This is a genomic window from Endozoicomonas gorgoniicola, from assembly GCF_025562715.2.
Taxonomy (GTDB): domain Bacteria; phylum Pseudomonadota; class Gammaproteobacteria; order Pseudomonadales; family Endozoicomonadaceae; genus Endozoicomonas_A; species Endozoicomonas_A gorgoniicola.
Window position 1 is genome coordinate 227,387 of sequence record NZ_JAPFCC010000001.1, and the last position, 24,378, is coordinate 251,764.

Here is a 24,378-nt window from a genome sequence, read left to right on the forward strand (position 1 = left end):
CAGGGAACAGCTTGGTTATCGCATAAAAGTTCCACAGTGGGAACTTTTACGGTGACGAGCCAACCCATGTTCCCCAAGTCTCACACGAACTCCGCAGGCTTAACATTCCTCTAGCCCAGAGGTAGGTCTGCAAGAGACAAGAAGAAAATAGTGCATAGGCTTGCTCTACGCAAGCCCCACTTACATCCCCGCACTAAAAGTACGGGGTTTTACGTGGATTCGATAACCTTCAGGTAATCCTCGGTCCACAGGCTGAAATTATTGCCGGTGAAATCAGGCTGGAGATAGCTTAGCGACTTTTTGCTAGAAGTTGTCCCGGGAAATTGTGCGGACTGGAGCGATAGCGATAAACCGCTATATCAATCCCTTTCGCTTTCTATTCCAATAGAATTGTAAGGGGTTGCCGTTGTGCAGCTCCGCAGGTTTTAATTTGAGCATCCGGAGAGACTGACTTATTCTTTTGCAATTCAGCCTCTTTATTGCTCGCCAAATCTCCACGCTATTGAGAGAAAGGCAATGTTTAAAAAAGACGTAGTTATTACTGCTGAAAATGGTCTGCACACTCGTCCAGCTGCTCAGTTCGTAAAAGAAGCAAAAGGCTTCGAATGCGACATCAAACTGGAAGCGGGCGGTAAGCAGGCCAGCGGCAAGAGCCTGTTCAAGCTGCAGACTCTGGGCCTGACTCAGGGTTCTACTGTGACCATTATCGGTGAAGGTGAAGGCGCTGAAGGTGCTGTATCTCACCTGGCTGAATTCATCACTACTCTGAAGTAATGATTTCTGCGATCCGGGATTCTTCGGATCAGGCAGCAGACGCTTGACGATCTTTTCAAAGACTGATTTGTCGTCGAAATTCATCGAAAGTTAGGTATAGCTGCTATTGGTGGCTATATTTTAGTCTGCTGGCGAAGCAATAAGAAATGATCAGGAGCTTGTTGAGGCGCTGTTAGCCCGACAGACTTCTGGAAATAAGCTGAGCAAACTGGGAAGTATCAGGTAACGACATGATGTTGTCTTATTGCTGATGCTTTGCAGGGAAGCTCGGCTTTTGTCGTTTGGGAGTACTGCTCTTTCGGCAGACAGCTGTTGATGACGAAATGCCTGGCAAAAGTGTACCGGACGGTGATGTCTTTTGAGTATGTTTGCGATATAGGCCTGAGAGTTTATCAATAGTTGATTTTATTGATCAGGATCAGTTTTTTGAGCTGGGTGGTATAGCGTGTTCACATCTGTATCTTGTAGTGCATTTCGCTGTAATGATCGGAGTGGGTTTGGGTGTTTATTGTCTATCCTGTAAGCAATCTGCCGGGCGCTGTCCTGATGTGTGAATGTTTGTTTTATGTGGCTGACAATATCTGTAAACCCTTGTGTTTTAAGGTGTTTGTAGAGTTTTGTAGGTATTTTCACTAGGCTGTATTCGCACGGAAAATCCTATTTACTAACGACCATAGCGGCTTATCCGCTGTGACTAAGGGTATTGGAGACATCATGATCAAAATCGCTATCAACGGCTACGGCCGTATCGGCCGTAATGTTCTGCGCGCACTGTATGAAGCAGGTCGCCGTGATGAATACCAGATCGTTGCTATCAACGACCTGGGCGATGCTAAAATTAACACGCACCTGACCAAGTACGACACTGTACACGGTCGTTTCAATGCTCAGGTTGAAGAAGGTGAAAACGCGCTGTTCGTAAACGGCGACGAAATCAAAACTTTCTCTGAGCGTGATCCTTCGAACCTGCCCTGGGCTGACCTGGGTGTGGACGTAGTATTCGAATGTACTGGTGTATTCCGCTCCAAGGACGCTTGCCAGCCTCACCTGGACGCCGGTGCTAAAAAAGTCATCATCTCTGCTCCTGGTTCTAACGTAGACGCAACTATCGTTTACGGTGTTAACCACGAGACTCTGACTTCCGACATGACCGTTATCTCTAACGCGTCTTGCACCACCAACTGCCTGGCTCCAATCGCCAAGCCTCTGAACGACGCCCTGGGTATTGAAAAAGGTCTGATGACCACTATCCACGCGTACACCAATGACCAGCGTCTGAGCGACGTATACCACAGCGACCTGTATCGTGCCCGTGCTGCTGCACAGAACATGATCCCAACCGCTACCGGTGCTGCTGCTGCTGTAGGTCTGGTGGTTCCGGAACTGAAAGGCAAGTTCGACGGCATGGCGGTTCGCGTTCCTACTGTTAACGTATCTCTGGTTGACCTGAACTTCGTTGCTGGTCGTGAAACCACTGTTGAAGAAGTTAACGAAATCATTGCTACTGCTGCCAAGTCTTCCGAAGCTATGAGCAAGGTTCTGCACGTGAACTATGAGCCTCTGGTTTCCATGGACTTCAACCACAGCCCGTTCTCTTCCAGCTTCGATGCGACCCAGACTCGCGTACAAGGCAACCTGGTTAAGGTAATGTCCTGGTACGACAACGAGTGGGGCTTCTCCAACCGTATGCTGGACACCGCTAAGGCTTTCATGAACGCCTGAGTGATGTTTGATTAAAAACACAGGCTCTTCGTGGGCCTGTGTTTTTGTCGTAAAAGCAGTAGTAAAAAGAAGACGGTACTCGTTAGGTCAATGACTATACTGTCCAGGGTGACTGCCTTCTTTTTTCTGTTGTTTGACATATCGTGTATACATCATGTACTGATCATGAATTAATCATGAACCAGAAGTGAGTTGTCCCAGTATAAGCTGCCACACAGGTGACCCACACACAGGTCAAACTTGAGAGGATAACATGCTCAGACGCACGAAGCTCAGGCGCACAAAGCTCAGGCGCACAAAGATTGTTGCCACGCTCGGTCCTGCTACTCAGACCGATGAACAGTTAACAAAGCTGATTGAGGCTGGTGTTAATGTTGTCCGCCTGAATTTTTCACACGGTGATGCTGAAGACCACCGAACCCGTGCGGAGCAGGTTCGCACCATTTCTACCCGTCTTGGGCGCAGTATCGCCATACTGGGTGATCTTCAGGGACCCAAAATACGCATAGGGCGCTTCCAGAACGGTAAAATCAATTTGCCCGACGGCGCTGAATTTGTTCTGGATGCAGAACTGCCTATTGATGCAGGCGATGAGACCCAGGTAGGGCTTGCCTACAAAGACCTGCCAAATGACTGCAAGGTGGGCGATGTCCTATTGCTTGACGATGGTCGTTTAAGCCTGCAGGTCGTAAACATTGATGGCTCTCGTATCGTAACCACCACTGTAGATGGTGGTGAACTGTCGAACAATAAAGGTATCAACCTGGCCGGTGGTGGCTTGTCGGCAGATGCACTGACCGATAAGGACAAGGATGATATCAGGCTGGCAGCCGATATTGGCGTCGATTACCTGGCAGTATCCTTTGTCCGCAGCCCTGAAGATATTGAGCTGGCGCGCACACTGATGAATCAGGCTGGTGGCAGTGCTTCCATTCTGTCCAAGATCGAACGGGCCGAAGTGGTTTCTGATCCACAATTGCTTGAAGCAGTTATACGTGCATCCGATGCAGTGATGGTGGCACGGGGTGACCTGGGCGTTGAGATCGGTGATGCAGAGTTGATTGGTGTTCAGAAGAATATGATCAATGAAGCGCGCCGTCTGAACCGGCCCGTGATTACAGCGACCCAGATGATGGAGTCCATGATTCACAACACTCAGCCGACCCGTGCTGAAGTGTTTGATGTGGCCAATGCGGTGCTGGATGGCACTGATGCCGTGATGCTATCCGGTGAAACGGCGATGGGGAAGCGCCCTCATGAAGTGGTCAAGGCAATGGCTCGTATCTGTGCCGGTGCTGAGAAAAATCCTGAACTGATTGCCAGGGTTGACCGTGCTGAAGTGGGCAGTTTTGAAGAAACTGACGAAGCCATAGCGCTTGCAGCCACCTATGCAGCGAATAATCTGGGGGTTAAGGCTATTGTCTGCCTGACCAAGTCCGGCGCAACACCGTTGTGGGTGTCTCGCATTAACACCGAGTTGCCTATTATTGCCCTGACCCGGTACAAAACCACCGAGCGTCGTGTCGCTTTATACCGGGGCGTTGAGGCTGTCGCTTTCGACAGTGGCAGCAGGTACGGTCCTGAAGTTAATGACCGTGCGATTAAAGAACTGAAGAAGCGTGGTTTGCTGGAGCCAGACGATCGTATCATTCTCACCAAAGGTGAGTGTGAAGAGGTTGAAGGAGGCACCAATACCATGCAGATCATTACCGTTAAATAAGTCTGTCGCACTGAAAGCGCTGCGAGTCATCTTCACGCCTATTCCGGAAGAGACTTTTTTGAGCGAGTTCTGGCGCGAGTTTTAATGCAAGTTTCAGACAAGTTTCAAGACTAGGGAGACGAACAGAACCATGGCAGAGATGAAAAAAATTGGCGTTCTAACTTCGGGTGGTGACGCTCCGGGTATGAATGCTGCCATTCGTTCCGTTGTACGCAGCTGCATTTACTTCGGCGTTCAGCCGGTAGCGATTCATGAAGGCTATAAGGGGCTGATTGAAAATAACCTGGAAGAGGTTAATGCCCGCTCCGTTGCCAACATTATTAATCAGGGTGGGACCTTCCTGAAATCTGCCCGTTGTGCAGAGTTCCGTACTCCTGAAGGTCGTGCCAAAGCGTTTGAACATGCCAAAGCCGCTGGTCTTGACGGACTGGTTGTTATTGGTGGTGATGGCTCCTTCACCGGTGCCATGCTGATTGAAAAAGAACATGGCCTGCCTTGTGTTGGTGTGCCGGGTACTATCGACAACGATATCTTTGGTACTGACTTTACCATTGGTTACGACACAGCCCTGAATACAGCGGTTGAAGCCATCGATAAAATTCGTGACACGGCAACGTCTCACAACCGTCTGTTCCTGATCGAAGTGATGGGGCGTGATGCTGGTTTTATCGCCCTGAACAGTGGTATTGCAGCCGGTGCTGAAGAGATTCTGATTCCGGAAGAAGATCACTCTGTAGAAAAACTGATGGATTGTCTGGAAAACAGTAGTCGTGCCGGCAAGACTTCCAGCATTGTGGTTGTCTCTGAAGGTGAAAAGATTGGCGGTGTGGTAGAGCTGGGGCGTGCAGTGGAAGAAAGCTTCCCGGAGTACGAAGTGAAGGTCACTGTACTGGGGCACATTCAGCGTGGTGGTAAGCCAACCTGTGCAGACCGGGTACTGGCCAGTCGTCTGGGTGTTGCAGCTGTTGAGAAACTGCTTGAAGGAGTCAGTGGCGTAATGGTCGGTATCCGCGACCAGAAAGTCGTGACGACGCCTTTGGAAGAAGCCATCAGCAAGCATAACGCCATTGATGATGTACTGCTCAGAGTTGCAGATATTGTCACTGTCTGATAAATAGAGAACTATTAAAAAAATGCCTCGCTCTAGCGGGGCGTTTTTTTGTTAATGGTGCACGGTGGTGTATAGAAGTGCATAGCCATTAATTGACAGAAGCGGTCATTAACCGTCTAGAATCTAATCATCTTGTATACGTGGGATAAGTAGTATGGGTCTGTTTGATTCAATCAAGAAAAGCATGGGTCTCGGTGGCGATGAAGGCACTGTGATCAAGGCACCTCTGACGGGTGAGATCGTTGCCATCGAAGAAGTACCAGACGCGGTATTTTCTGAGAAAGTGGTTGGCGACGGCATCGCTATCAACCCGACTGGCAACAAAATGGTTGCTCCTTGCGACGGTGAAATTGGCAAAATCTTCGAAACCAACCATGCGTTCAGCATGGCGACGCCATCCGGTGTTGAGCTGTTCGTACACTTCGGTATCGACACTGTTGAACTGAAAGGTGAAGGTTTTAAGCGTATTGCTTCTGAAGGTCAGACCGTTAAAGCGGGTGACACGATCATCGAAGTGGACCTGGAGTTTATGAAAGCGAATGCCAAGAGTGTAATCACTCCAGTGGTTATCTCCAACATGGACGACGTAGAGTCTCTGGAAAAGTCTTCCGGTTCAGTGACTGAAGGTGCTGACGACCTGCTGGTTGTTAAAATGAAGTAATTTTTACTTTATGCCTTTGCAGCTCTTGACAATACTTCGGGAGCTGCCCTTTCTGATTTACCCTGCAGGTTAGTATTCCTAACCGTCCTGTCAGTGATGAACAGCTGTTTCTGAACTATTCTTTCTCCCGGTTTATTTGCTCCCTTTACTTTTTTCCATAAAACAAGGCTCAATGGACTGGAACCCGTATGAAAGGATTATCTCCGTTACTTCTCACACTTCTGTACCTGTTAATCACTCCTGTCTGGGCAGCTATACCCGTTGAGCGTGAAAGAGGTGCTGGATCAGTACCTGTTCAGGAAACCTCTCAGAGTGAAGTAAGCCCAGAAGAGGCGCGGCAGGCTGAAATTGATGGTCTCATCCGGAAGCTGGCTGCAATGGGGGTTAATCTGAATCGCCCGGTGGATAAAGACCCTTCTCCTCCTTCCGGCTCACAGACGAACAACCCTCTCTATACAAAAAAATCGGTTAGAACAATGAGTCTTGGTGACTTACTGGATTATCAGGATCAGCTCCATGCACACTTGGCAAAACTGGAAGATAAAGAACGTAAAGCCAAAGAAAAGGACAGGCTTCAGGCAAAACTCCGGGAAGAAAGAGCCGGGAAAGATGAGGCAGATAAACAACATGCCACTCGTCAACTGAGGGAAGTCGAGGCCGAACTGGGGGATATTCTGATACGCCGGGCTATGAAGGGGGTGGGTAAAATGGTGCCTGTTCCTAAATTCTCAGAGTATGAGAAAGAACAGGCTGAGCATTCTTCTGGTCATACGGATTCAGAAGGTAAGGGTCAAGGCTATTCCAATGAAGGCTACTCAAATGAAGAGTATCCGGATCATGAGTATATTGATTACGAAATTGATGCCCCGGTTGCTATAACCGGCAAACCGGCTAAAAAAATTCGTATAAAGGCAAGAAGGGGTGTTATGGAGTTGCACCAGCAGATTCAGGATTTAAATCAGGTATTGATTGATGATGCAAAGCGTCTGATTGGCAAACCTTTTTGAGGCCGCTTTTCGCTTTCCGCTGTTGGTTGATGGTGTGTATGTAAAAGTTCGGGATAATTGATGCTATCACCCTTACCGTGGAGTTCATGTCATGTTGCGAGAAGTAGAGATAGAAGTTTGTATTAACAGTGCTAACGTGGACTATGTCAGCAGAGCAGCTGTGGCAGCAGAGCAAGGCGGTGCCAGTCGTATTGAGCTGTGTGCGGCGATGGATCAGGACGGTCTGACTCCCGGCATTGACCCAATAAAAGCTGCCAGACAGGCATTCAGACCTGAAGGGTTGATGGTTATGGTTCGCCCCCGTGCAGGGAATTTTTATTACAGCCTGGAAGAGAGCGATATTATGGTCAGTCAGATTGAAATGGCTGCCCGGGCTGGCGCTGACGGTGTTGTCTTTGGGGGATTGAGAGCCAGGGATAATGCCATTGATGAAGGGCTGTTGCAGCGGTTGCTGGATACGGCCAGAGGTCTGCAACTGACGACCACATTTCATCGTGCTTTCGATGCAACCCATGACCCGGAGAAGTCGTTGGCTGTATTGATGCAGTTCGGTGTTGACCGGGTATTGACCAGTGGTACACGTTGGGGTTCCGGTGAAACCGCCGGGCAGGGCGTGTCACTGCTGAACCGTCTTATTGCTCAGGCAGGCAAGCGTATTGAAATTGTGATTGGAGGTGGTTTGTCGCCGGACAATAGTCGTTCATTAATGGGGCAATTGTTGCCGTCCAGTGGGAAGGTTAGCCTGCATGCTTATAGTGGTGTTCTTCATAATGGCGAAGTGTCGTCTGAACGAGTTCGGGCGATGGTGTGAGAGCAAGGTTGCTGACCAGTACTCTGTAGAGTGTTTGAGTGCTGGTCAGCAGCCGTCATAACAAGCTACATCGATTTCATGGTTTCCTGCATTTCAGTTCGTATGTTGTCTGACTGAGGGCCGAAAATGGCCTGCATATTTTTACCTACGACCACGACGGCAGTTGCCCCCAGCGCTTTAATGCGATCCTGATCCACATCATCCGCTTTGTTAACCGTGACCCTTAATCGTGTAATACAGGCATCAAGGTTTTTAATATTGCCTTTGCCGCCAAACGCTTCGACCAGGTTTCTGGCCAGCTCGGGGGTTACTTCGACCTTACCCTGACGGGTTTCTTCCTCCCGTCCGGGCGTTTTCAAATCCAATGCGAGAATGGCAAGTCGAAATACGCTGTAGTAGACCGCTGCATAAATTAGTCCCAGTCCAATAATCCAGGCGGGTTTGGTGGCAATGGTGTAGTAAAGGATATAGTCAATCATTCCGTTGGAGAATGACATGGCCATTTTGATATCCAGATAATTGGTGATGGCAAAAGCGAGACCAGCCAAAAGAGCATGAATACCATATAAAACTGGAGCAACAAACAGGAAGGAGAACTCAATGGGTTCTGTAATGCCGGTCAGTAACGAAGTCAGTGCGGCAGAAATCATGATGCCGCCCACGGCATTGCGGTTCTTTGGTTTTGCACAGTGCCACATGGCAATGGCTGCGGCAGGCAAACCAAACATCTTGAACAGGTAGCCACCGGCAAGGAAGCCGGCAGTAGGGTCGCCAGCGAAGAAGCGGGCAATGTCACCGGTGTAGACATTGCCAGCAGCGTCGACGAATTGCCCCATTTCTATCTGGAAAGGGACGTTCCATATATGGTGCAGACCAAAGGGAACCAGCGCACGCTCAATAAAGCCATAGATAAAACCGGCCAAAACCGGATTTTCGGTGATGGACCAGTTTGAGAACGCGTCAATGCTTTCCTGAATCGGAGGCCAGACGAAGCTCAGTAGAACCCCAAGAGCAACTGCGCACAGCGCCGTGATGATGGGGACAAATCGTTTACCGGCAAAGAAACCCAGATATTCAGGCAGCTGGATTTTGTAATAGCGGTTGAACATGACCGAGGCCAGTAAACCTACCAGTATCCCGCCAAAGACCCCGGTATCAATGGAGTCTACCCCCATGATGGTACTGGGTTCTACGTCCAGTTGCTGCGCCATGACGCCCATAGTTCCGAGCATGACGACATAGCCGACAACGGCGGCAACAGAAGCAACACCGTCATTTTCTGACAGTCCTATGGCGGTACCAATTGCAAATATGATGGGCAAATTACCAAAAATCATTCCACCGGCCTGAGCCATAACACTGGACATCAGATCTGGAATGAATGAAAAACCGGCACTGCCTACGCCCAGCAGTATGCCTGCTACAGGCAGTACGGCTACGGGCAGCATCAGTGCTCGACCAATTTTCTGCAGTGTGCCGAACACAGTTTTAACCATGGGGAAAACTCCAGAAGAATTCTGCTGGGCAGCAACGTCAGAGTTGTCAAACAGGGGAGAAAACAACGTTGCAAGTTAAGAGATAAAACCCTGAAAGCATAGACCAAATGTGAGACTCGGCAATCTCATTCTTAGTAAATGAACGTATATTTTTGTTTGTTTATTTTGTTGAGGTCGTTTTCAGTCATAGGTTGGGACGAAGGTGACGCAGCGATCAGGTCACAGTGCATATTTCGCGTAGTGGTGAATACAAATAACCTAAGTAAAGTGCGCAAACTATTGATTTGTGTCAATTTGCATCTAGGTAGCAATACGTATAATTAAAACCGTGAACGATTCACCAGCCAGATAAGCTAAAAATAACTCCTGTCTGGATCTGGTAGCGTCAGACAAGCCTTACAACTCCTGAGATGGATATAATAACAGAAGCGGGAACCGCCAAAACAGCCAGCCAGTACAAACCCGGGTTTGAGGGGACCCGGGTATTTTTTTATTGTGAATAATCTGAAAATGTCCGGGCATGCCTGCCTGTTCTTCATCGCTATAAATAAGCTTGCCCTGTTGTCGATAGCTTTAAGATATTTCTCCGGGATTCTTGTCTTCACGTATCTGTATGAGAATGACAGAAAAGCTGGTAAAAAGTTAAGCGCAAGTACATAGTCAGGAACATAGATCTGGTAACAGGTAGGGTAATAACAGTTAGCAGGTAGCAGGCAGCAGGTAAATAACATCATGCAAATTTTGATGACAGGTGGCACAGGTTTTATCGGCAGACGGGTCGTTCGCGCCCTTATCAGGGATGGTCATCGTGTTTCTGTACTTAGTCGGCAGTCACCCAGCGACGTTCGCCGGTTGCTGACCAGCAGTGTACGTCCTGTGCAATCACTGAATGCCATTAATCCTTCTGTAGCATTCGATGCCATCATCAATCTGGCTGGCGAGCCTATTATGGCGAAACGCTGGTCCCACCAGCGCAAAAGGTTATTGCTCGATAGCCGGGTAGGATTGACTGGCGAGCTGGTAGACCTGATTGAACGACTGGAAAATCGTCCTAAAACCCTGATCAGTTGTTCCGCTGTCGGATATTATGGTCACCATGACGCTTCAGAGCCTCAGAACGAATCATCGACTGCTGGTTCAGACTTTGCTGCTTCATTGTGTGAACGCTGGGAGCAGGCGGCCAGACGGGCTGAAAGCCTCGGTGTCAGGGTTTGTGTTGTCCGAACCGGTCTGGTGTTGCACCAGAACAAAGGCGCCTTGCATGAGATGTTGCCACCTTTTCGTCTGGGGCTGGGAGGGCCGATTGGTTCCGGCAACCAGATGATGTCCTGGATTCATTCGGACGACATGACCAGGGTCATTACCTTTTTGCTGAACAACGAATCCCTGAAGGGAGCCTTTAATGCGACATCGCCTAATCCGGTATCAAACAGAGAGTTTGCCAGGGCTCTGGGCAGGGCGCTGCGCCGCCCTGCTGTTATACCGGTTCCGGCCATCGTACTGAAGTTACTGCTGGGAGAATCTTCAGCAATGGTGACCCATGGTCAGGCAGCTATCCCTGAGCGTTTGCAGGAAGCGGGCTTTACCTGGGAGCAGCCGGAAATTAACAGCGCACTAAGGCAGCTGCTGATAAAACCTTCTTATTTTTAGCGTTCCCCGACAGATCGCACCGGGCAGGAAGTGTTTCTGCCTGATGTGCTGGTTTCTCTTGGTTGTCTTTACCGCTTAAGGCTACATATAATAACATTGCCGTTTATAAAGACAGCAGTCGCTGTCATTACAATAACAATCTGGCAGACAATGAATCAGGCTTTAACAATAAAATCCCTGCGCAAGACCTACGGAAATGGTTTTGAAGCCTTAAAGGGAATTGACCTTAGTGTGAATGAAGGCGACTTCTTCGCCCTGCTTGGCCCAAATGGTGCGGGCAAGTCAACGGCTATTGGTGTTGTTTCCACTCTGGTACAGAAAACCTCCGGTTATGTTGATGTATTTGGTCATAATCTCGATAAGAATATGACACAGGCTAAACGCCTGCTGGGCGTGGTTCCCCAGGAGTTCAACTTCAATCAGTTTGAAAAAGTAAAAGATGTCGTGATGACTCAGGCCGGGTACTACGGTATTCCTGCCCGTGTCGCCCGCCAGCGTTCGGAAAAATACCTCAGGCAACTGGGGTTATGGGATAAACGCAACACTATGTCCCGCATGCTCTCCGGTGGCATGAAGCGCCGCCTGATGATTGCCAGGGCGCTGATACACAACCCTAAACTGTTAATTCTGGATGAACCGACAGCCGGTGTGGATATTGAACTCCGGCGTTCGTTATGGGAGTTCGTTCAGGAGATCAATGAACAGGGAACCACCATTATTCTGACCACCCATTATCTTGAAGAAGCCGAACAGCTTTGTCGGAGTGTTGGCATTATTGACCAGGGTGAAATCGTAGAAAGCACCAGTATTAAAGAGCTTCTGAGTCAGCTGCAACAGGAAAGCTTTGTGCTTGACCTGAAAGAGCCGGTGGATGAGCTGCCCCGGTTTGTCGGTTACGACGTTAAGAAGGTGGAAGATAACAGTATTGAGGTAGAGGTCGGTAAGCATCAGGGTGTGAATGACCTGTTTCGCCAGCTCAGTGATTATCGGATAGAAGTGGCCAGCATGCGCAATAAGGCTAACCGGCTGGAAGAGTTGTTTATGAAGATGACGTCTGCGCACTCTCAGCCAGCCTCTTCTCAATCGGCTTCTGACACTTCTTCAGAGTCTGTTTCCAATCATAAGACCAGTCGGGGGTAGAAGATGGCTTCAGAATGGAAGTACCAGGCCATCGCGTTCAAAACTATTTTTGTTCGGGAAGTGCGCCGCTTTATGCGTATCTGGCCTCAGACTTTATTACCGCCCGTGATTACTATGGCGTTGTACTTTATTATTTTTGGCTCTGTGATTGGTTCCCGCATAGGAGAAATGGCTGGTTTTGGCTACATGACGTTTGTGGTGCCGGGGCTGGCAATGATGTCAGTGATCACCAACAGCTTTACCAATGTGGTATCCAGTTTTTTCAGCAGTAAGTTTCAGCGCAGCGTGGAAGAGCTGCTGGTGTCGCCGGTATCCAACAGCATTATCCTGATGGGGTATGTACTGGGCGGAACCGTCAGAGGTGTTCTGGTTGGCATTCTGGTGATGCTGATGGGGGCTTTTTTTGTAGACCTGCAGATCTACAGTGTGTCGATTACCCTGCTGGCGGTATTGATGACAGCCGTACTGTTTGCCCTTGGCGGGTTTATTAACGCCATCTTTGCCAGAAAGTTTGATGATATTTCTATTATCCCAACCTTTGTGCTGATGCCCATGACCTATCTGGGGGGCGTATTTTATTCCATAGAACTGCTGCCGGAACCCTGGCGCTCTCTTTCCATGCTCAATCCGATTCTGTATCAGGTGAATGCTTTCCGGTACGGGATTCTGGGGGAGGATGGGGGTGTGAATGTTGCTATGGCTTTTGTGGTGATGGCTGTGGCTATTGCCCTGTTTGCTGCTTTTGCCCTCTGGCTGCTCAGAACTGGTAAAGGGCTTCGAACATAGGCGTTTGAATAATAAAACCGCTTCAATGATAATCCACGTCCTTGAACGACTGTTTTTCAGTCACAACATGATACAAGGAGCCTGTCGGACTTAAGACTGTCCTACTGCGGTTGCAATAAATTGGTCTAAAAATTCCTGCTTTTTCGTTGAATAGCTCGCTATTCGCCTCAAAATCAGAAATTTTTATCCTCAATTTCTTGCAATCCTCGCTACGGACGCTTAAGCCCGACAGGCTCCAAGGGCGTAGATTACCATGTCTAATACGGTCGAAATGTCCCAGCTGGGCAAGACCAGTCTTTACGAAACTGAATATAACCCTTCCATCCTGTTCCCTATTTCCCGCAGGGAAAAGCAGGAAGAGCTGGGTCTTGACCCTGACAATCTGCCTTATGTGGGTTGTGACGTCTGGTACGCCTATGAAATCTCCTGGCTGAATGCCCTCGGTAAACCACTGGCGATGGTGGCTCGGTTTGAGCTGCCCTGCGACTCTCCCTGCCTGATTGAGTCCAAGTCGTTCAAACTGTATCTGAACTCATTTAATCAGAGTCGTTTCGACAGCGTTGCTGCTGCCCGTGAAACCATGATCAAAGACCTGTCTGCTGCTGCGGGTGCTCCGGTCAAGGTTGAACTGATGACGGTGGCAGAGATGGAAGCCTTTGGTTTCAGCAAGGCTCCGGGGCAGTGTGTTGATGAGCTGGATATTGCCATTGATACCTACATGTATCAGCCGGACTTTCTGCTTAAAGGTGAAGGGCATGTTGAAGAAGCCATTCATTCCAACCTGCTGAAATCCAACTGTCCGGTGACCGGACAGCCCGATTGGGGAACCATTGTCGTGGAATACAGGGGAGAAGCCATCGACCACGAATCGTTCCTGCGATATATCTGCTCATTCCGGGAACATCAGGAGTTTCATGAGCAGTGTGCTGAGCGGGTCTTTACTGACATCCAGCAGCGTTTCCGGATGGAAGAATTGACGGTTTATGCGCAATACGTTCGTCGTGGCGGTCTGGACATTAACCCGTGGCGCAGTACCCACCACAAAGAAACCAATCGCCTGCGTCTGGTAAGACAATAAGGTGCACTAATAACTGACCAGAGTAGTATAAGCGACGGCAATGTAGCGATTGAAATAGCGCATCTGCCAGAAAAGAATTGAAGGGGGGAGTGATCATGGAATTATTACAAGGATTGCAACAACGAGTGTCAACACCAAGGCTCATTGAACCTGCACCGGATGCCAGACAGCTGGAGCAGATTTTTCAGGCGGCGTTGCGCGCACCTGACCATGCCCGTCTCCGCCCCTGGCGTTTTCTGACCATTAGCGGGGAAGCCCGGCATGCGCTGGGTGAAGTGTTTGCCAGAGCCGCTTTGGAAGATCAGCCAGACCTGGCGCCGGAAGCGATAGCACGATTTAAAGGGTTGCCTCTGAGGGCGCCTTTGCTGGTGGCTCTGGTGTGCAAGGTTAAGGAGCATCCGAAAGTACCGGATATTGAACAACAGATGTCTGTAGCGACCGCTGCACAGAATATTCTTAATGCGGCTTATGCCCTGGGGCTGGGTGCCATGTGGCGAACTGGCGCGGTCAATTATCACCCTGCAACAGCCAGAGGTTTGGGGCTGGCAGAGAATGAACAACTGCTGGGCTTTATCTATATGGGAACACCCGGTGGTTCCGCTAAAAAGCTGGAACCACTGGAAGTAAAGGATTATGTAATGGCGTGGGAAGGTTAGCCAACGGGTAACATGGGAATAATGTAGTCTTCCCACTCATCTTCTGGCACCTGCTGCTCGGGAACCGCAAACCTCTGCACCGAGATTCCGGCTTCATGCACACTGTCTGTGGAGCCGGATACCAGCGGGTGCCATGCCGGAAGCGGCTGGCCTTCTGCTAACAGCCTGTAGGCACAGGTGCCTGGCAACCAGTGAAACTGAGGAACATCTTCCAGTCCCAGCTTCAGGCAGCCCGGCACCTTTGCCTTGCGATTTGGATAATCGGAACACTGGCATGAGTGGGTATCCAGCAACTGGCAGGCAATAGCGGTATAGTAAACCTCATCAGTGTCTTCGTCTTCCAGCTTTTGCAGACAGCAACGGCCGCAGCCGTCGCACAGGCTTTCCCATTCTTCCGGGGTCATTTCAGACAGGGTTTTGCATTCCCAGAAATGTTCTTGAGTCATAGTCAGTGTTGTACGTCCTGGCTATCGAGGTCGGAGGGTGGCATTTGCAGAAAAAACCCCCGGGTTTCAATATCATTGATCACCTGGTCAGCCTCGGCCCTGGCCAGCTGACGTTCAGGGGTCAGCAGCAGATCCATAACGTGCTGCTCTTTGCCAAACACTTCCAGCAGCGGAGCGGGTACTTTTTGCAGACGCTCCTGTTTCTGTACATACAGATACATTTCATCCCTGCGGCTGCTTTTATAGATAGAGACCAGTAATTTCTTCATAGTGCGCTTGCTTCGTTATTGTTCAGGCTGATTCAGCTGCTCAACCAGGGGTTCAGCAAAAACGGTGCGACGCCAGCCCTGCAATTGTTCCGGCAGTTTGAACAACCCGTGCTCCAGTCGGCTGCGGAGCATGGGGGTCAGAATTTTGCCCAGCATCAGCAACTCGACAGGGAGGTTAAGTTCTTCTGCTTTCTGGCTGGTGTATCGTTTGACCCGTTTGCCATGCTCTTTTGCGGCTTTGGGTAAAGGGGCTGGCAGTGGTTCCGGGTGCTGCTCTCCCGGTAGTTCACTGGCCATTTTGATCAGGCTGAGAATTTCTTCCCCATAGTGGCGGACAACAGAGTGACGCATGTCCTGAATAGCCGACAGTGAACGTATATTATCAGGCATATAGCGTGCCAGCGGCCACAATGATCCTTTGGGTATCACCCGGTTTCTGGTGACATTGCTGCGACGGGCTTCACGCTCACGGTATTCAGCCAGAGCCTTGAGTATGCACAACTGTTTTGGTCGTAACTGCCAGGCGCGTTTAACCTCTTTCCACTGCTCTTCAGGCTTCGGGTAGAGATCGCCGGTAGACAGGCTGGCGCAGTCTTCCAGCAGCCAGTTCCAGTGAGGCACTGGCTGCAAGCGTTGTTTCAGCAGGTGATACACCTCAAGCAGATGAACCACATCAAGGACTGCATAGCTGACCTGACTGTCGGTTAAAGGGCGTTGCAGCCAGTCGGAGCGTGTCGCGTCTTTTGGCAGGTCAATGTCCAGAAGCGTTTTCAACAGGTTCTGGTAGCCCAGTGAATGACCCAGTCCGGCATAGGACGCTGCCAGCTGGGTGTCGAAAATGGCAGCGGGTTTGTCGCCGGTCAGGATGCAGAAAACTTCAATATCTTCACTGCAGGCATGCAGAACCTTGACCACCTGTCCACTGCCAAGCAGCCGGGCAAATGGCTGCCAGTTATCAATTTTCAACGGGTCCAGCAGAAACACGTCCTGACCTGTACCCAGCTGAATCAGGCCGGGTCTGGGGTAGAAGGTATCGGTGCGGATAAATTCGGTGTCCAGCGCTATCGCATCCAGTTTCAACCATTGGGTGCAGTACGTGGCAAGAGTGTCGTTGTCTGTAACCCAGATGGGATCAGGATGTGATACTGGCATAATTGACCACTGTCAGAGTAAATGCCCATTATAAAACAGCCATGAGTGCAAGAAACAGCCATGAGCGCAAGAAAAAGCCATGAGCGCAAGAAACAGCCATGAGCACAAAAAAAGTGGGGATTTAATGGGAATCAATAATTGCAGAAGTACCAACAGGCACTGATTCCTGGTGGTTGAGCAGCAATGGAGCGTTCAGCAGACGTTCGGCGGGATCGGGGAGGGTTTCAGTAGTGTCGTGACGTTCTGGTGTCGGCAATACAGTCATCCAGTGGTTAGAGCTATGTACCAGCACCAGTGTGTTGCTGGTCATTACATTGAATATCTGATCCTGTTCAATAACATGCACACTGCCTGAGTTATCGTATAACATCGCATTAATGACACGGCTTGCTTCGATCTGCCCGTTATCAAACACGATAACCGGGACACCCAGTATTGGAGATATCAGGGTGTGCAGCATATCGTTGGATCCCCATAGCTGAATATTGGGCTCCTTAACATAAAAAGCGGCGGCAATGGCATTGAGTACGCTGTTTCGTGGGTGTTGCGCAGCCAGCTCAATAGCGTAGGGTGCTAAAGCAAGAAATAGATCCTGCCCATTTTGAATGCCCGGAAAGGCAGAGGTGGCCTCTCGATTATGACTAAGCCAAAGTGTGATGGCGTTGAACATACAAAAATGATCGGCATCAACGTCAGCAACTGCCCTGTTGTGTGAGGTAAGGAAATGATTCAGAAAGCCATTCGGCTGTGGCTGAGCGTTGTATGAAAATGACTCATTGTTACCTAACTGTTTGAGAAGTGACTGAATATTTGAGGGCTTGATAAGTTTTCCCTTATGAGGTTTTCTGAGTTTTTTGAAGCTGAAGCCAGGGTTCTCTTTATAAAATGTTTGGATCAAATCCCTGTTTATTTTCTGAGTATGACTGTCGACTTCCGCAACTGCACTGTGAGTTTCCAGTTTCCAGTTTTGCCCGATTTTATCGGCCTGCTCAAGAGCTTGAAAGAATGAACTGAAATATGTATCGGGTTCAGGGCTGATGATTTGCCTGTTTTGAGAACGCTGTGTTTTTGCGGTTGTTTGAGGTTTTTCTGTCCGATGCCCGGAGTTTAGCTGATTTTTTAATGACAGAAGAGACTGTTTGTATCTTGCTTCTTCCGAAGGCAATTTACTCGTTTTGGCTTTAGGTGGTGTGCCGGATGACATATTAAGAATAAAGTCCTTTCTGAGGTCATAAGTTGTAAGTAGCGTATCTATGCCTTCTGATATAAGTTTCTTTATCTGCTCAAGCTGCTCTCCCTCCTGCTTTAAAATGGCGAGTAACCCACTGGCATGATCTTTTGCAGAGATCTCCTCTAATTGTTGGGCAGGCACTGCCTCCAGACATTGTATCGATTTAAGATGGTTTTCAGCAGAGTGTTTAATGGGCTTATCCATCTTTTCTGCAAGGCTGAGAAACTGCTCTGAGAGGTTGTTTAGTTGTTGTTTATCTATTGGCTGATCAGTGGCATGGCGCATTTTATTGAGTAAAACCTGTGTTTGAGCAAAAGCCTGGCGGATCGCTTTCTGCTGTGCCTCTCCGGGTACAAAGTAGGTATCTGCGATAGCTGAATAGATAGTTGCTTCATTCAGGAGTCCGGGTTGGGCGTTTAATGCCTCCTGGAAAAAAGAATGCGCCGCCTCAAAGTTGTGGCTGGTGAGTTCATGAATGCCTTTTTGGTAAAGCTGTTCCCAGGGTTCGGGTTTTTCTGGCAGCGGTTTGGCATCCGGAGTAGTTTCTGTTATTGCGGTGTCTGAAAGTGTTTTGGCAGGCTCTGCCTGGTCTGTTTTTATTGTAGGTTTAGCAGCTCTCTGACTTCTGGCTTGCCTTGCTTTACGGAGTTTTTCCTGATTTTTTTGATGTATTTCTTCCATCTCTTTTATCAGATTATCAGCATTCTCCCGGGCTTGTTGGTCCAGAATGGCTTCTTTGTTCGACCTCAGGTTCTGTTTCGCCTGTTCATAGCTGTTAATATGACCAATCCATCCGTTGGTATCGATGTCTATATCCCTTGCTTGTTGTTCGAAGTCGTATAACTGTTTGGTGGGTATGTCAATACGAGGCATTAATTCTTTAAACTTTCTCCAAATTAAATCAAACAAATCATCGGTAAAAAATTTCTTATTATCCTGATCATAATTGTTGTATGTGTCTTTGTTATAGTGTGCACTCAAATGCTGAGCAAGGAGAAACATAAGTTCCACGTTACTTTCATTAATAAAAACCTGACCCGCTATGCTGAATAGGTTGTATGTAAAGGCATCGTTTTGAAAATGCCAGTCATTGGAAATAATGGTTTTGAATATTTTTGCTAAGGCGCTGTGTGACCGTTTTTTAAAATTTTCATTATTTGGCTGCGTTTCAATAGTGGAGGTGGTTTCGGTTAGTATTGTGTTAACTTGATCATTAATTGACTTGAATCGGTGAAGGGATATTTCATCTTCAGTTAATAAAGATGGTAGGGCGCTGTAGCATTCTGCAATAACATCAATAAGAGTTTTTTTCTCACCGTTAACGGTAATCTCACTGGAAATATCTTCATAGTTATGTTCTGCAATAATAACAGATAGAAGGTTAATGGCTGAAAGAATTGTCCTGTAAATTGAATGTGTTTTTTGTTTGTGACTGAAATTGTTATTATTTGACCTTTTTTTAGAAGAGATTATTAACGGTTTGATTTCATCTATTTTACTGACTAACTGCTCAGTAATCTCAATAAATGGCACTGAGTTTTGTAAATTTTCAATTTCAGTCTCACTTAGGTTTGACAGTTTGTCGACTTTTTTATCGAGGCGGTTTGATAAATGTGTGATTTGCTCCAGAGTAGTTTTTTTTGGTTTTTTGTGATTTGATTTTAAATGATCTTTTTCAGGTGGTGCGTTAAATTTAAAGTTTTCTGATAATACTAACTTGTGGTTGTTAAGCTCAGTATTGCTGTCAGCCTGACTTCTGGCTATTAACCAGATCCGGGTGGTGTAAAGCATCTCATAATGCTGGTCATATAACTGCTCACCAATGGTGGCTGGAGAAAGATAGACGACCAGGGCTGAATCTTGAGCGATTGCTTCAGCTGAAGGGGTGGGTGCCGGATGTTTTTCTGTCGCCTGTTCTGTTGTATTCGGAGGGGTCGCTTCTAAGGGAAGCTTTACGGTTTTGGAGTGGCCGGTTAATTCTGCAGATATTAAACTCACAGGCGTGCTTTCAGGCAGATCTATAAGGCATTGTCCGGTTAAACGGTACAGTTCGATGAATAAAGTCCATTGATCATCATGCCTTAAAAAATGTAAGGCATTATTATTACAGCCAACAGTATTAAAATTCTCTAAGTTTGAATGAGAAAATGAGAAAGTGAGTAAATCCCCATTGCTGGAATTAGATGGATTGCTTTCTGGCAATTGTTGATTCAGCGAAGGTATCACCAGCAACGCATGCCGTGACTGCCGGTTCCAGAGGTTATGATTGTAAGCATCGTTGCGGGAAAAAATATTACCCGGGATTATTGGGATCCTGTCATTACCCTGATTCTGCAGATATATTTCTTCTATATAGCCATTCCCTTGCAGCCTTAATAAAGATATTTCGTGACTTGGAGTAAATCCGGAATAAAGTGTATCATCCGATTCTGAACGCCGGCCTGAGAAGTCATCATTCAACCCTTCTTTTTGAAGTGAAACAATCAGGGTTCTTTCCTCTCTGCCAAGACTGCTGGTCGCAATGACCATGCTCCAGCCTGGTATGCCGGGCCAGACTGCCCGGAAGGGCATTAAGCTTAAGTACAGAGCAAATAAGAATGATACCAGGTGTCTATTTTCAGGCATGATTATAATCTTTATTCGTTAAGGTAACTTTTCTCAATTGGCCGGGAATTAGAACAGAAATAAAAAATAGCCGAAGAATCAGGTGTTGGATAACTATTTTATCTGAGGGCGTCTTTTAGTGAATTTTCAGGCGAGTAGTTGGGGGAAGAGGTGGGGGATGAGGAATAAGCGGCGAGGGTAGCATGATTGCCCTCGCCGTTTGTTTGTTTAACGAGAGGATTGTAACGCCAGAATCCGGTCTTCAAGCGGTGGATGGCTGGTGAACATGGCGGCGATGCCGCTCTTCAGACCACTGCGAATACCAAAGGCACTCATGGTGGCAGGCATCACACTGGGGGCGTCGTATTCAGAACGCAGGCGCTCAAGCGCTGCAATCATATCACTGCGACCGGCCAGTTCGGCACCAGCCTGGTCAGCACGGAATTCCCGCTGGCGGGAGAACCACATGACAATGGCGCTGGCGAGAATCCCCAGGACAATTTCTGCCACGATGCTGGTGATGTAATATCCGATACCCACCCCGCCAGAGTTTTCATCGTCTCGACGCAGAAAACTGTCGACGGCGTAGCCAATGATTCGGGCGAAGAACATGACAAAGGTATTAACCACCCCCTGAATCAGGCTCAGGGTGACCATGTCGCCATTGGCAACATGACCAATTTCATGCCCGATAACCGCCCGGGCTTCTCTTGGACTGAAGCGATCCAGCAAGCCCTGGCTGACCGCTACCAGGGCAGCATTTTTGTTCCAGCCGGTGGCAAAAGCGTTGGACTCCGGTGAAGGGAAAATGCCAACTTCCGGCATGCCGATACCGGCTTTGTCCGACAGCTCTTTAACGGTGTCCAGCAGCCAGCGTTCCTGAGCTGTGCGTGGCTGATCAATAATCTGGGTGCCGGTACCCATTTTGGCCATGGTTTTAGACAGCATCAGGGAGACAAAGGAGCCGGCGAATCCGAATACGGCACAGAACGCCAGCAGCGCGCCCATGTCCAGCCCGTTAGCGGTCAGATAGCGGCCGACACCCAGAATGTTAAGCGTGATGCTTGCCACCAGCATAACCGCCAGGTTTGTGGCCAGAAATAGCAGTATTCTTTTCATTACAAGATTTGATACCTGTATTGGTTCAATAGTTGACCCGACAGTTCATAAATCAGGCCATTAGATATTGGAAATATGATGTGAGTTGAAGTGTTTAGCAATAGAGATTGATTACTTTTACAGTTTGCTGAAGGAGTATTCAAAATCGCTTTCTTCTTCATAAAAAGAAGCGCTGGGCCGCCAGGCAGATAGTCTCGCTACTGCCGGACTTTAATGCCTGCTTCAACGCCCAGGCCAGGCTCGAACGTTTGCGGACAATGCTGGCAGGTGTTGATGAGTCAGGCTCGAAAGGTATGAGTTGATTCAGGCGTAGAAAGGCTTTTTCAGAGAGTACTACCTGATCCAGCCCTTCAAGGCGAACCCGGTCCAGGTAACGAATATAGCCTTCTGCCGCCAGCCACAACAGGGTGTCGAAGCAGGCCTGATGGCGGCGTGAAGGGATGCCGTATTCGTCGGTTTCAAAGCGACCGATGATATCGTCAATATAAACCGATGTCAGACGGGGGAAAGCTTCATACAGCTGCACCAGAATCCGGGTGCAGTCGTGGTAGAAGTCATCAATATGAATATCAGCCATGATCTCCCCGGTGCATCGGCAAGTTTGTCAGGAATTATTGTTTATATCGACCCAGGAAACGTTCAAGCTTAGTGGCAACCGATTCAAGGTCTTCTACCCTGGGAAGAGTGATGATTCTGAGATGATCGGGGTTTGGCCAGTTAAAGGCGGTTCCCTGAACCAGCAGAATTTTTTCCTGTAGCAGCAGATCCAGAATCAGCTTTTCGTCGTCGTGTATCGGGTAAACCTTTGGGTCCAGTTTAGGGAAGACATACAGTGCGCCTTTGGGTTTGACGCAGGATACCCCGGGAATCTGGTCCAGCAGGCTGTAGATAGTATTACGCTGTTCCAGCAGTCTGCCTCCCGGAAGCAGCAGGTCATTAATGCTCTGATAGCCCCCCAGAGAGGTCTGGATAGCGTATTGTGCTGGCACATTCGAACACAAGCGCATGGAAGCCAGCATCTCCAGACCTTCAAGATAGTCCCGGGCCAGATGTTTTGGGCCACTGGCAATAAGCCAGCCTGCCCGGAAGCCTGCTGCACGATAAGACTTGGACAGGCCGTTAAATGATATACACAGCACATCATCTGCGATGGAGGCCATTGCTGTGTGTTCTGTTCCGTCGTAAAGAATTTTGTCGTAGATTTCGTCAGCGTAAATGATCAGGCCATGTTCTCTGGCGAGCTGTACGATTTGCTCCAGCAGCTCTTCAGGGTAAACGGCTCCTGTCGGGTTGTTGGGGTTAATAACAACAATGCCACGGGTTTTCGAGGTGATCTTACTGCGAATATCTTCAATGTCCGGATACCAGTCGGATTGTTCGTCGCACAGGTAATGCACTGCCCTTCCGCCCGACAGGTTGACGGCAGCTGTCCATAATGGGTAATCCGGTGCCGGCACCAGCATCTCATCACCATTGTTCAGTAAGGCTTGCATGGCCATTACGACCAGCTCGCTGACACCGTTGCCAATGATGATGTCGTCCAGCTCAACCTGTGGGAAGTTTTTCTGCTGGCAATATTGCATAATGGCCTTGCGGGCTGAAAACAGACCTCTGGAATCTGAGTATCCCTGGGCATTGGGCAGGTTCCGGATCATGTCCTGAACGATTTCTTCAGGTGCTTCAAGGTCAAAGGCTGCTGGGTTACCGGTGTTCAGTTTCAGAATTCGATGGCCTTCTTCTTCAAGGCGCTTTGCTTCACGCAATACTGGACCGCGAATGTCGTAACAGACATTATCCAGTTTCAGAGATTTTTCAATTGCCTTCATGGGGATACCGGTAATACTACTTCCTGCTGGCGAGCGTTCCTTTCTGATAAAACTCTCTGTTATGCAGTTAAGAGTCTGAGAGGAACGAAGTAAAGGATTAATTCTGATTTTTGTCGATTTTTTTCGAGCTATTGTTTGAAAAAAGACACTATTGCAGGGTAATTTATCGTCGTCTTCTATGGATGTCTAGCCCGCTGTATTAATTCTCAGCCATTGACCTGAGGAGAGAGTAAACGATGAAAGTAGAGAAAACAGAGGCTCAGTGGCGTGAGCAGCTGACCGACGAGCAGTTCAGGATTTGTCGCCAGTCTGGTACAGAAGCCCCTTTTTCTGGTGAGTATGCTGTGTTTGACAGAAACGGGATTTATCACTGTGTCTGTTGTGACCAGGTTCTGTTCGACTCAAAGACCAAGTTTGATGCGGGGTGTGGCTGGCCCAGCTTCTGGCAGGCTGTGAATCAGAAGGCTGTCGTTTTTCTGGAAGATCACAGCAATGGCATGCAACGAACCGAGGTTCGTTGCTCCCGGTGCGATGCACACCTCGGGCATGTGTTCCCGGATGGGCCTGAGCCAACAGGTCATCGCTATTGTATGAATTCGGTTGCCCTGAGCTTCCGCGACACTGAGGAATAAAAGCCCATCTTTGGCAGCTCAAAATGGCTGCGCAATTCATGTTCAGAGGATGGAATTGGTATCAGTATTCACCGTCCTCTTCGTCATCGTCATAATAGTTATAAACGCCATCCATTTCTTCCTCATCGATGTCCATTTCTTCCTGATTCTGGTAGTACATATGGCCCTGGTACTCATTGTCAGCATCTGACTCTTCTTCAGAGCCTGTGTTCATGTAATAGTCTTCCGTCTCCTGCTCCGATGTTGCGTTCTGGTAATAGGAGCCCTGACTGTCTTCAAACTGGTCGTCCATGTCGGCAAAGGTTAACGAGGACACCAGAGCAACAAGGATGGTCAATAGTGCTGCGGGAAGAAAGCGCAATCCTAATGGTTTCATAGTCAATGTCTCTGCACGTTGTTATGAAAAGTTGTTATGAAAAGTTGTTACGACAATTAAGTGGTGTGGTAACGAGGGGAAAGGCTCATCTCTCCCCTCAGGTTTCAGAGA

22 protein-coding genes are annotated in these 24,378 nt (G+C 48.5%); 13 read left to right on the forward strand and 9 right to left on the reverse strand.

The window, feature by feature from the left end:
- Positions 1 to 516 precede the first annotated feature (516 nt).
- From NX722_RS01085 to NX722_RS01115, 7 genes are all read left to right on the forward strand, one after another.
- Entirely contained in the window at positions 517 to 774 is a 258-nt protein-coding gene (locus tag NX722_RS01085) for an HPr family phosphocarrier protein (RefSeq protein ID WP_262566320.1), read from the forward strand.
- Positions 775 to 1,485: 711 nt separating this feature from the next.
- A complete protein-coding gene (gene gap / locus NX722_RS01090; protein ID WP_262568755.1) occupies positions 1,486 to 2,496 on the forward strand; it encodes a type I glyceraldehyde-3-phosphate dehydrogenase in 1,011 nt (336 codons plus the stop codon).
- 253 nt (positions 2,497 to 2,749) lie between these two features.
- A complete protein-coding gene (pyk, locus tag NX722_RS01095; RefSeq protein WP_262566321.1) occupies positions 2,750 to 4,216 on the forward strand; it encodes a pyruvate kinase in 1,467 nt (488 codons plus the stop codon).
- Between the two features lie 130 nt (positions 4,217 to 4,346).
- Positions 4,347 to 5,327 (forward strand): 6-phosphofructokinase, encoded by a 981-nt coding sequence (gene pfkA / locus NX722_RS01100; RefSeq protein ID WP_407647943.1) that lies wholly within the window; start codon positions 4,347 to 4,349, stop codon positions 5,325 to 5,327.
- A 154-nt stretch (positions 5,328 to 5,481) separates the two neighbouring features.
- On the forward strand, positions 5,482 to 5,988 hold the full coding sequence (crr, locus tag NX722_RS01105; protein WP_262566322.1) for a PTS glucose transporter subunit IIA: 507 nt from the start codon (positions 5,482 to 5,484) through the stop codon (positions 5,986 to 5,988).
- A gap of 188 nt (positions 5,989 to 6,176) precedes the next feature.
- Entirely contained in the window at positions 6,177 to 6,995 is an 819-nt protein-coding gene (locus NX722_RS01110) for a hypothetical protein (protein ID WP_262566323.1), read from the forward strand.
- A gap of 91 nt (positions 6,996 to 7,086) precedes the next feature.
- Positions 7,087 to 7,806 carry a copper homeostasis protein CutC gene (locus NX722_RS01115; protein ID WP_262566324.1) on the forward strand — a complete coding sequence of 240 codons (720 nt, stop codon included), beginning with the start codon at positions 7,087 to 7,089 and terminating at the stop codon, positions 7,804 to 7,806.
- Between the two features lie 65 nt (positions 7,807 to 7,871).
- On the opposite strand, the gene ptsG is transcribed toward NX722_RS01115, so the two are convergent.
- The gene (gene ptsG, locus NX722_RS01120; protein ID WP_262566325.1) at positions 7,872 to 9,302 is read right to left on the reverse strand and encodes a PTS glucose transporter subunit IIBC; all 1,431 of its coding nucleotides are present in this window, start codon (positions 9,300 to 9,302) and stop codon (positions 7,872 to 7,874) included.
- 732 nt (positions 9,303 to 10,034) lie between these two features.
- On the opposite strand from ptsG, the gene NX722_RS01125 reads away from it, so the two are divergent.
- The 5 genes from NX722_RS01125 (at position 10,035) to NX722_RS01145 (ending at position 14,612) form a co-directional block, all read left to right on the forward strand.
- Entirely contained in the window at positions 10,035 to 10,952 is a 918-nt protein-coding gene (locus tag NX722_RS01125; protein ID WP_262566326.1) for a TIGR01777 family oxidoreductase, read from the forward strand.
- A 150-nt stretch (positions 10,953 to 11,102) separates the two neighbouring features.
- Positions 11,103 to 12,092, forward strand: coding sequence for an ABC transporter ATP-binding protein (locus NX722_RS01130; protein WP_262566327.1), 990 nt, complete (start codon positions 11,103 to 11,105; stop codon positions 12,090 to 12,092).
- A 3-nt stretch (positions 12,093 to 12,095) separates the two neighbouring features.
- Positions 12,096 to 12,878, forward strand: a complete 783-nt coding sequence (locus NX722_RS01135; protein ID WP_262566328.1) for an ABC transporter permease — start codon at positions 12,096 to 12,098, stop codon at positions 12,876 to 12,878.
- Between the two features lie 253 nt (positions 12,879 to 13,131).
- Positions 13,132 to 13,956: an NADPH-dependent 7-cyano-7-deazaguanine reductase QueF gene (gene queF / locus NX722_RS01140; RefSeq protein ID WP_262566329.1), complete on the forward strand. Its 825-nt coding sequence runs from the start codon at positions 13,132 to 13,134 to the stop codon at positions 13,954 to 13,956.
- A 95-nt stretch (positions 13,957 to 14,051) separates the two neighbouring features.
- Positions 14,052 to 14,612, forward strand: a complete 561-nt coding sequence (locus NX722_RS01145) for a nitroreductase family protein (protein ID WP_262566330.1) — start codon at positions 14,052 to 14,054, stop codon at positions 14,610 to 14,612.
- On the opposite strand, the gene NX722_RS01150 is transcribed toward NX722_RS01145, so the two are convergent.
- The 7 genes from NX722_RS01150 to NX722_RS01180 all read right to left on the reverse strand — a co-directional run bounded on the left by NX722_RS01150 (position 14,609) and on the right by NX722_RS01180 (position 23,259).
- On the reverse strand, positions 14,609 to 15,058 hold the full coding sequence (locus NX722_RS01150) for a YcgN family cysteine cluster protein (RefSeq protein ID WP_262566331.1): 450 nt from the start codon (positions 15,056 to 15,058) through the stop codon (positions 14,609 to 14,611). The genes NX722_RS01145 and NX722_RS01150 overlap by 4 nt on opposite strands.
- A gap of 2 nt (positions 15,059 to 15,060) precedes the next feature.
- Complete coding sequence (locus NX722_RS01155) at positions 15,061 to 15,327, reverse strand: YcgL domain-containing protein (protein ID WP_262566332.1); 267 nt, start codon at positions 15,325 to 15,327, stop codon at positions 15,061 to 15,063.
- Between the two features lie 15 nt (positions 15,328 to 15,342).
- Positions 15,343 to 16,479 carry a ribonuclease D gene (gene rnd / locus NX722_RS01160; protein WP_262566333.1) on the reverse strand — a complete coding sequence of 379 codons (1,137 nt, stop codon included), beginning with the start codon at positions 16,477 to 16,479 and terminating at the stop codon, positions 15,343 to 15,345.
- 121 nt (positions 16,480 to 16,600) lie between these two features.
- The gene (locus NX722_RS01165; RefSeq protein WP_262566334.1) at positions 16,601 to 20,239 is read right to left on the reverse strand and encodes a hypothetical protein; all 3,639 of its coding nucleotides are present in this window, start codon (positions 20,237 to 20,239) and stop codon (positions 16,601 to 16,603) included.
- A 303-nt stretch (positions 20,240 to 20,542) separates the two neighbouring features.
- Positions 20,543 to 21,433, reverse strand: a complete 891-nt coding sequence (gene htpX, locus NX722_RS01170) for a protease HtpX (RefSeq protein WP_262566335.1) — start codon at positions 21,431 to 21,433, stop codon at positions 20,543 to 20,545.
- A 157-nt stretch (positions 21,434 to 21,590) separates the two neighbouring features.
- Complete coding sequence (locus NX722_RS01175) at positions 21,591 to 22,010, reverse strand: hypothetical protein (protein WP_262566336.1); 420 nt, start codon at positions 22,008 to 22,010, stop codon at positions 21,591 to 21,593.
- 34 nt (positions 22,011 to 22,044) lie between these two features.
- Positions 22,045 to 23,259, reverse strand: coding sequence for a pyridoxal phosphate-dependent aminotransferase (locus tag NX722_RS01180; RefSeq protein ID WP_262566337.1), 1,215 nt, complete (start codon positions 23,257 to 23,259; stop codon positions 22,045 to 22,047).
- Between the two features lie 236 nt (positions 23,260 to 23,495).
- Here NX722_RS01180 and msrB point away from each other — a divergent pair, with 236 nt between their 5' ends.
- Positions 23,496 to 23,891 (forward strand): peptide-methionine (R)-S-oxide reductase MsrB, encoded by a 396-nt coding sequence (gene msrB / locus NX722_RS01185; protein WP_262566338.1) that lies wholly within the window; start codon positions 23,496 to 23,498, stop codon positions 23,889 to 23,891.
- A gap of 61 nt (positions 23,892 to 23,952) precedes the next feature.
- Here the strand turns inward: msrB and NX722_RS01190 are convergent, their stop codons facing one another.
- Positions 23,953 to 24,267, reverse strand: coding sequence for a hypothetical protein (locus NX722_RS01190; RefSeq protein ID WP_262566339.1), 315 nt, complete (start codon positions 24,265 to 24,267; stop codon positions 23,953 to 23,955).
- Between the last annotated feature and the right edge of the window lie 111 nt (positions 24,268 to 24,378).

What these genes read in the sequence shown, in the direction of transcription:
- NX722_RS01085 (WP_262566320.1), top strand. Translation starts at nt 517, where the DNA reads ATGTTTAAAAAAGACGTAGTTATTACTGCTGAAAATGGTCTGCACACT.
- NX722_RS01125 (WP_262566326.1), top strand. Translation starts at nt 10,035, where the DNA reads ATGCAAATTTTGATGACAGGTGGCACAGGTTTTATCGGCAGACGGGTC.
- NX722_RS01155 (WP_262566332.1), bottom strand. Translation starts at nt 15,327, where the DNA reads ATGAAGAAATTACTGGTCTCTATCTATAAAAGCAGCCGCAGGGATGAA.
- pyk (WP_262566321.1), top strand. Translation starts at nt 2,750, where the DNA reads ATGCTCAGACGCACGAAGCTCAGGCGCACAAAGCTCAGGCGCACAAAG.
- msrB (WP_262566338.1), top strand. Translation starts at nt 23,496, where the DNA reads ATGAAAGTAGAGAAAACAGAGGCTCAGTGGCGTGAGCAGCTGACCGAC.
- NX722_RS01150 (WP_262566331.1), bottom strand. Translation starts at nt 15,058, where the DNA reads ATGACTCAAGAACATTTCTGGGAATGCAAAACCCTGTCTGAAATGACC.
- pfkA (WP_407647943.1), top strand. Translation starts at nt 4,347, where the DNA reads ATGGCAGAGATGAAAAAAATTGGCGTTCTAACTTCGGGTGGTGACGCT.
- NX722_RS01145 (WP_262566330.1), top strand. Translation starts at nt 14,052, where the DNA reads ATGGAATTATTACAAGGATTGCAACAACGAGTGTCAACACCAAGGCTC.
- NX722_RS01165 (WP_262566334.1), bottom strand. Translation starts at nt 20,239, where the DNA reads ATGGTCATTGCGACCAGCAGTCTTGGCAGAGAGGAAAGAACCCTGATT.
- NX722_RS01180 (WP_262566337.1), bottom strand. Translation starts at nt 23,259, where the DNA reads ATGAAGGCAATTGAAAAATCTCTGAAACTGGATAATGTCTGTTACGAC.
- NX722_RS01130 (WP_262566327.1), top strand. Translation starts at nt 11,103, where the DNA reads ATGAATCAGGCTTTAACAATAAAATCCCTGCGCAAGACCTACGGAAAT.
- ptsG (WP_262566325.1), bottom strand. Translation starts at nt 9,302, where the DNA reads ATGGTTAAAACTGTGTTCGGCACACTGCAGAAAATTGGTCGAGCACTG.
- htpX (WP_262566335.1), bottom strand. Translation starts at nt 21,433, where the DNA reads ATGAAAAGAATACTGCTATTTCTGGCCACAAACCTGGCGGTTATGCTG.
- NX722_RS01110 (WP_262566323.1), top strand. Translation starts at nt 6,177, where the DNA reads ATGAAAGGATTATCTCCGTTACTTCTCACACTTCTGTACCTGTTAATC.
- NX722_RS01135 (WP_262566328.1), top strand. Translation starts at nt 12,096, where the DNA reads ATGGCTTCAGAATGGAAGTACCAGGCCATCGCGTTCAAAACTATTTTT.
- rnd (WP_262566333.1), bottom strand. Translation starts at nt 16,479, where the DNA reads ATGCCAGTATCACATCCTGATCCCATCTGGGTTACAGACAACGACACT.
- NX722_RS01115 (WP_262566324.1), top strand. Translation starts at nt 7,087, where the DNA reads ATGTTGCGAGAAGTAGAGATAGAAGTTTGTATTAACAGTGCTAACGTG.
- NX722_RS01175 (WP_262566336.1), bottom strand. Translation starts at nt 22,010, where the DNA reads ATGGCTGATATTCATATTGATGACTTCTACCACGACTGCACCCGGATT.
- queF (WP_262566329.1), top strand. Translation starts at nt 13,132, where the DNA reads ATGTCTAATACGGTCGAAATGTCCCAGCTGGGCAAGACCAGTCTTTAC.
- crr (WP_262566322.1), top strand. Translation starts at nt 5,482, where the DNA reads ATGGGTCTGTTTGATTCAATCAAGAAAAGCATGGGTCTCGGTGGCGAT.
- NX722_RS01190 (WP_262566339.1), bottom strand. Translation starts at nt 24,267, where the DNA reads ATGAAACCATTAGGATTGCGCTTTCTTCCCGCAGCACTATTGACCATC.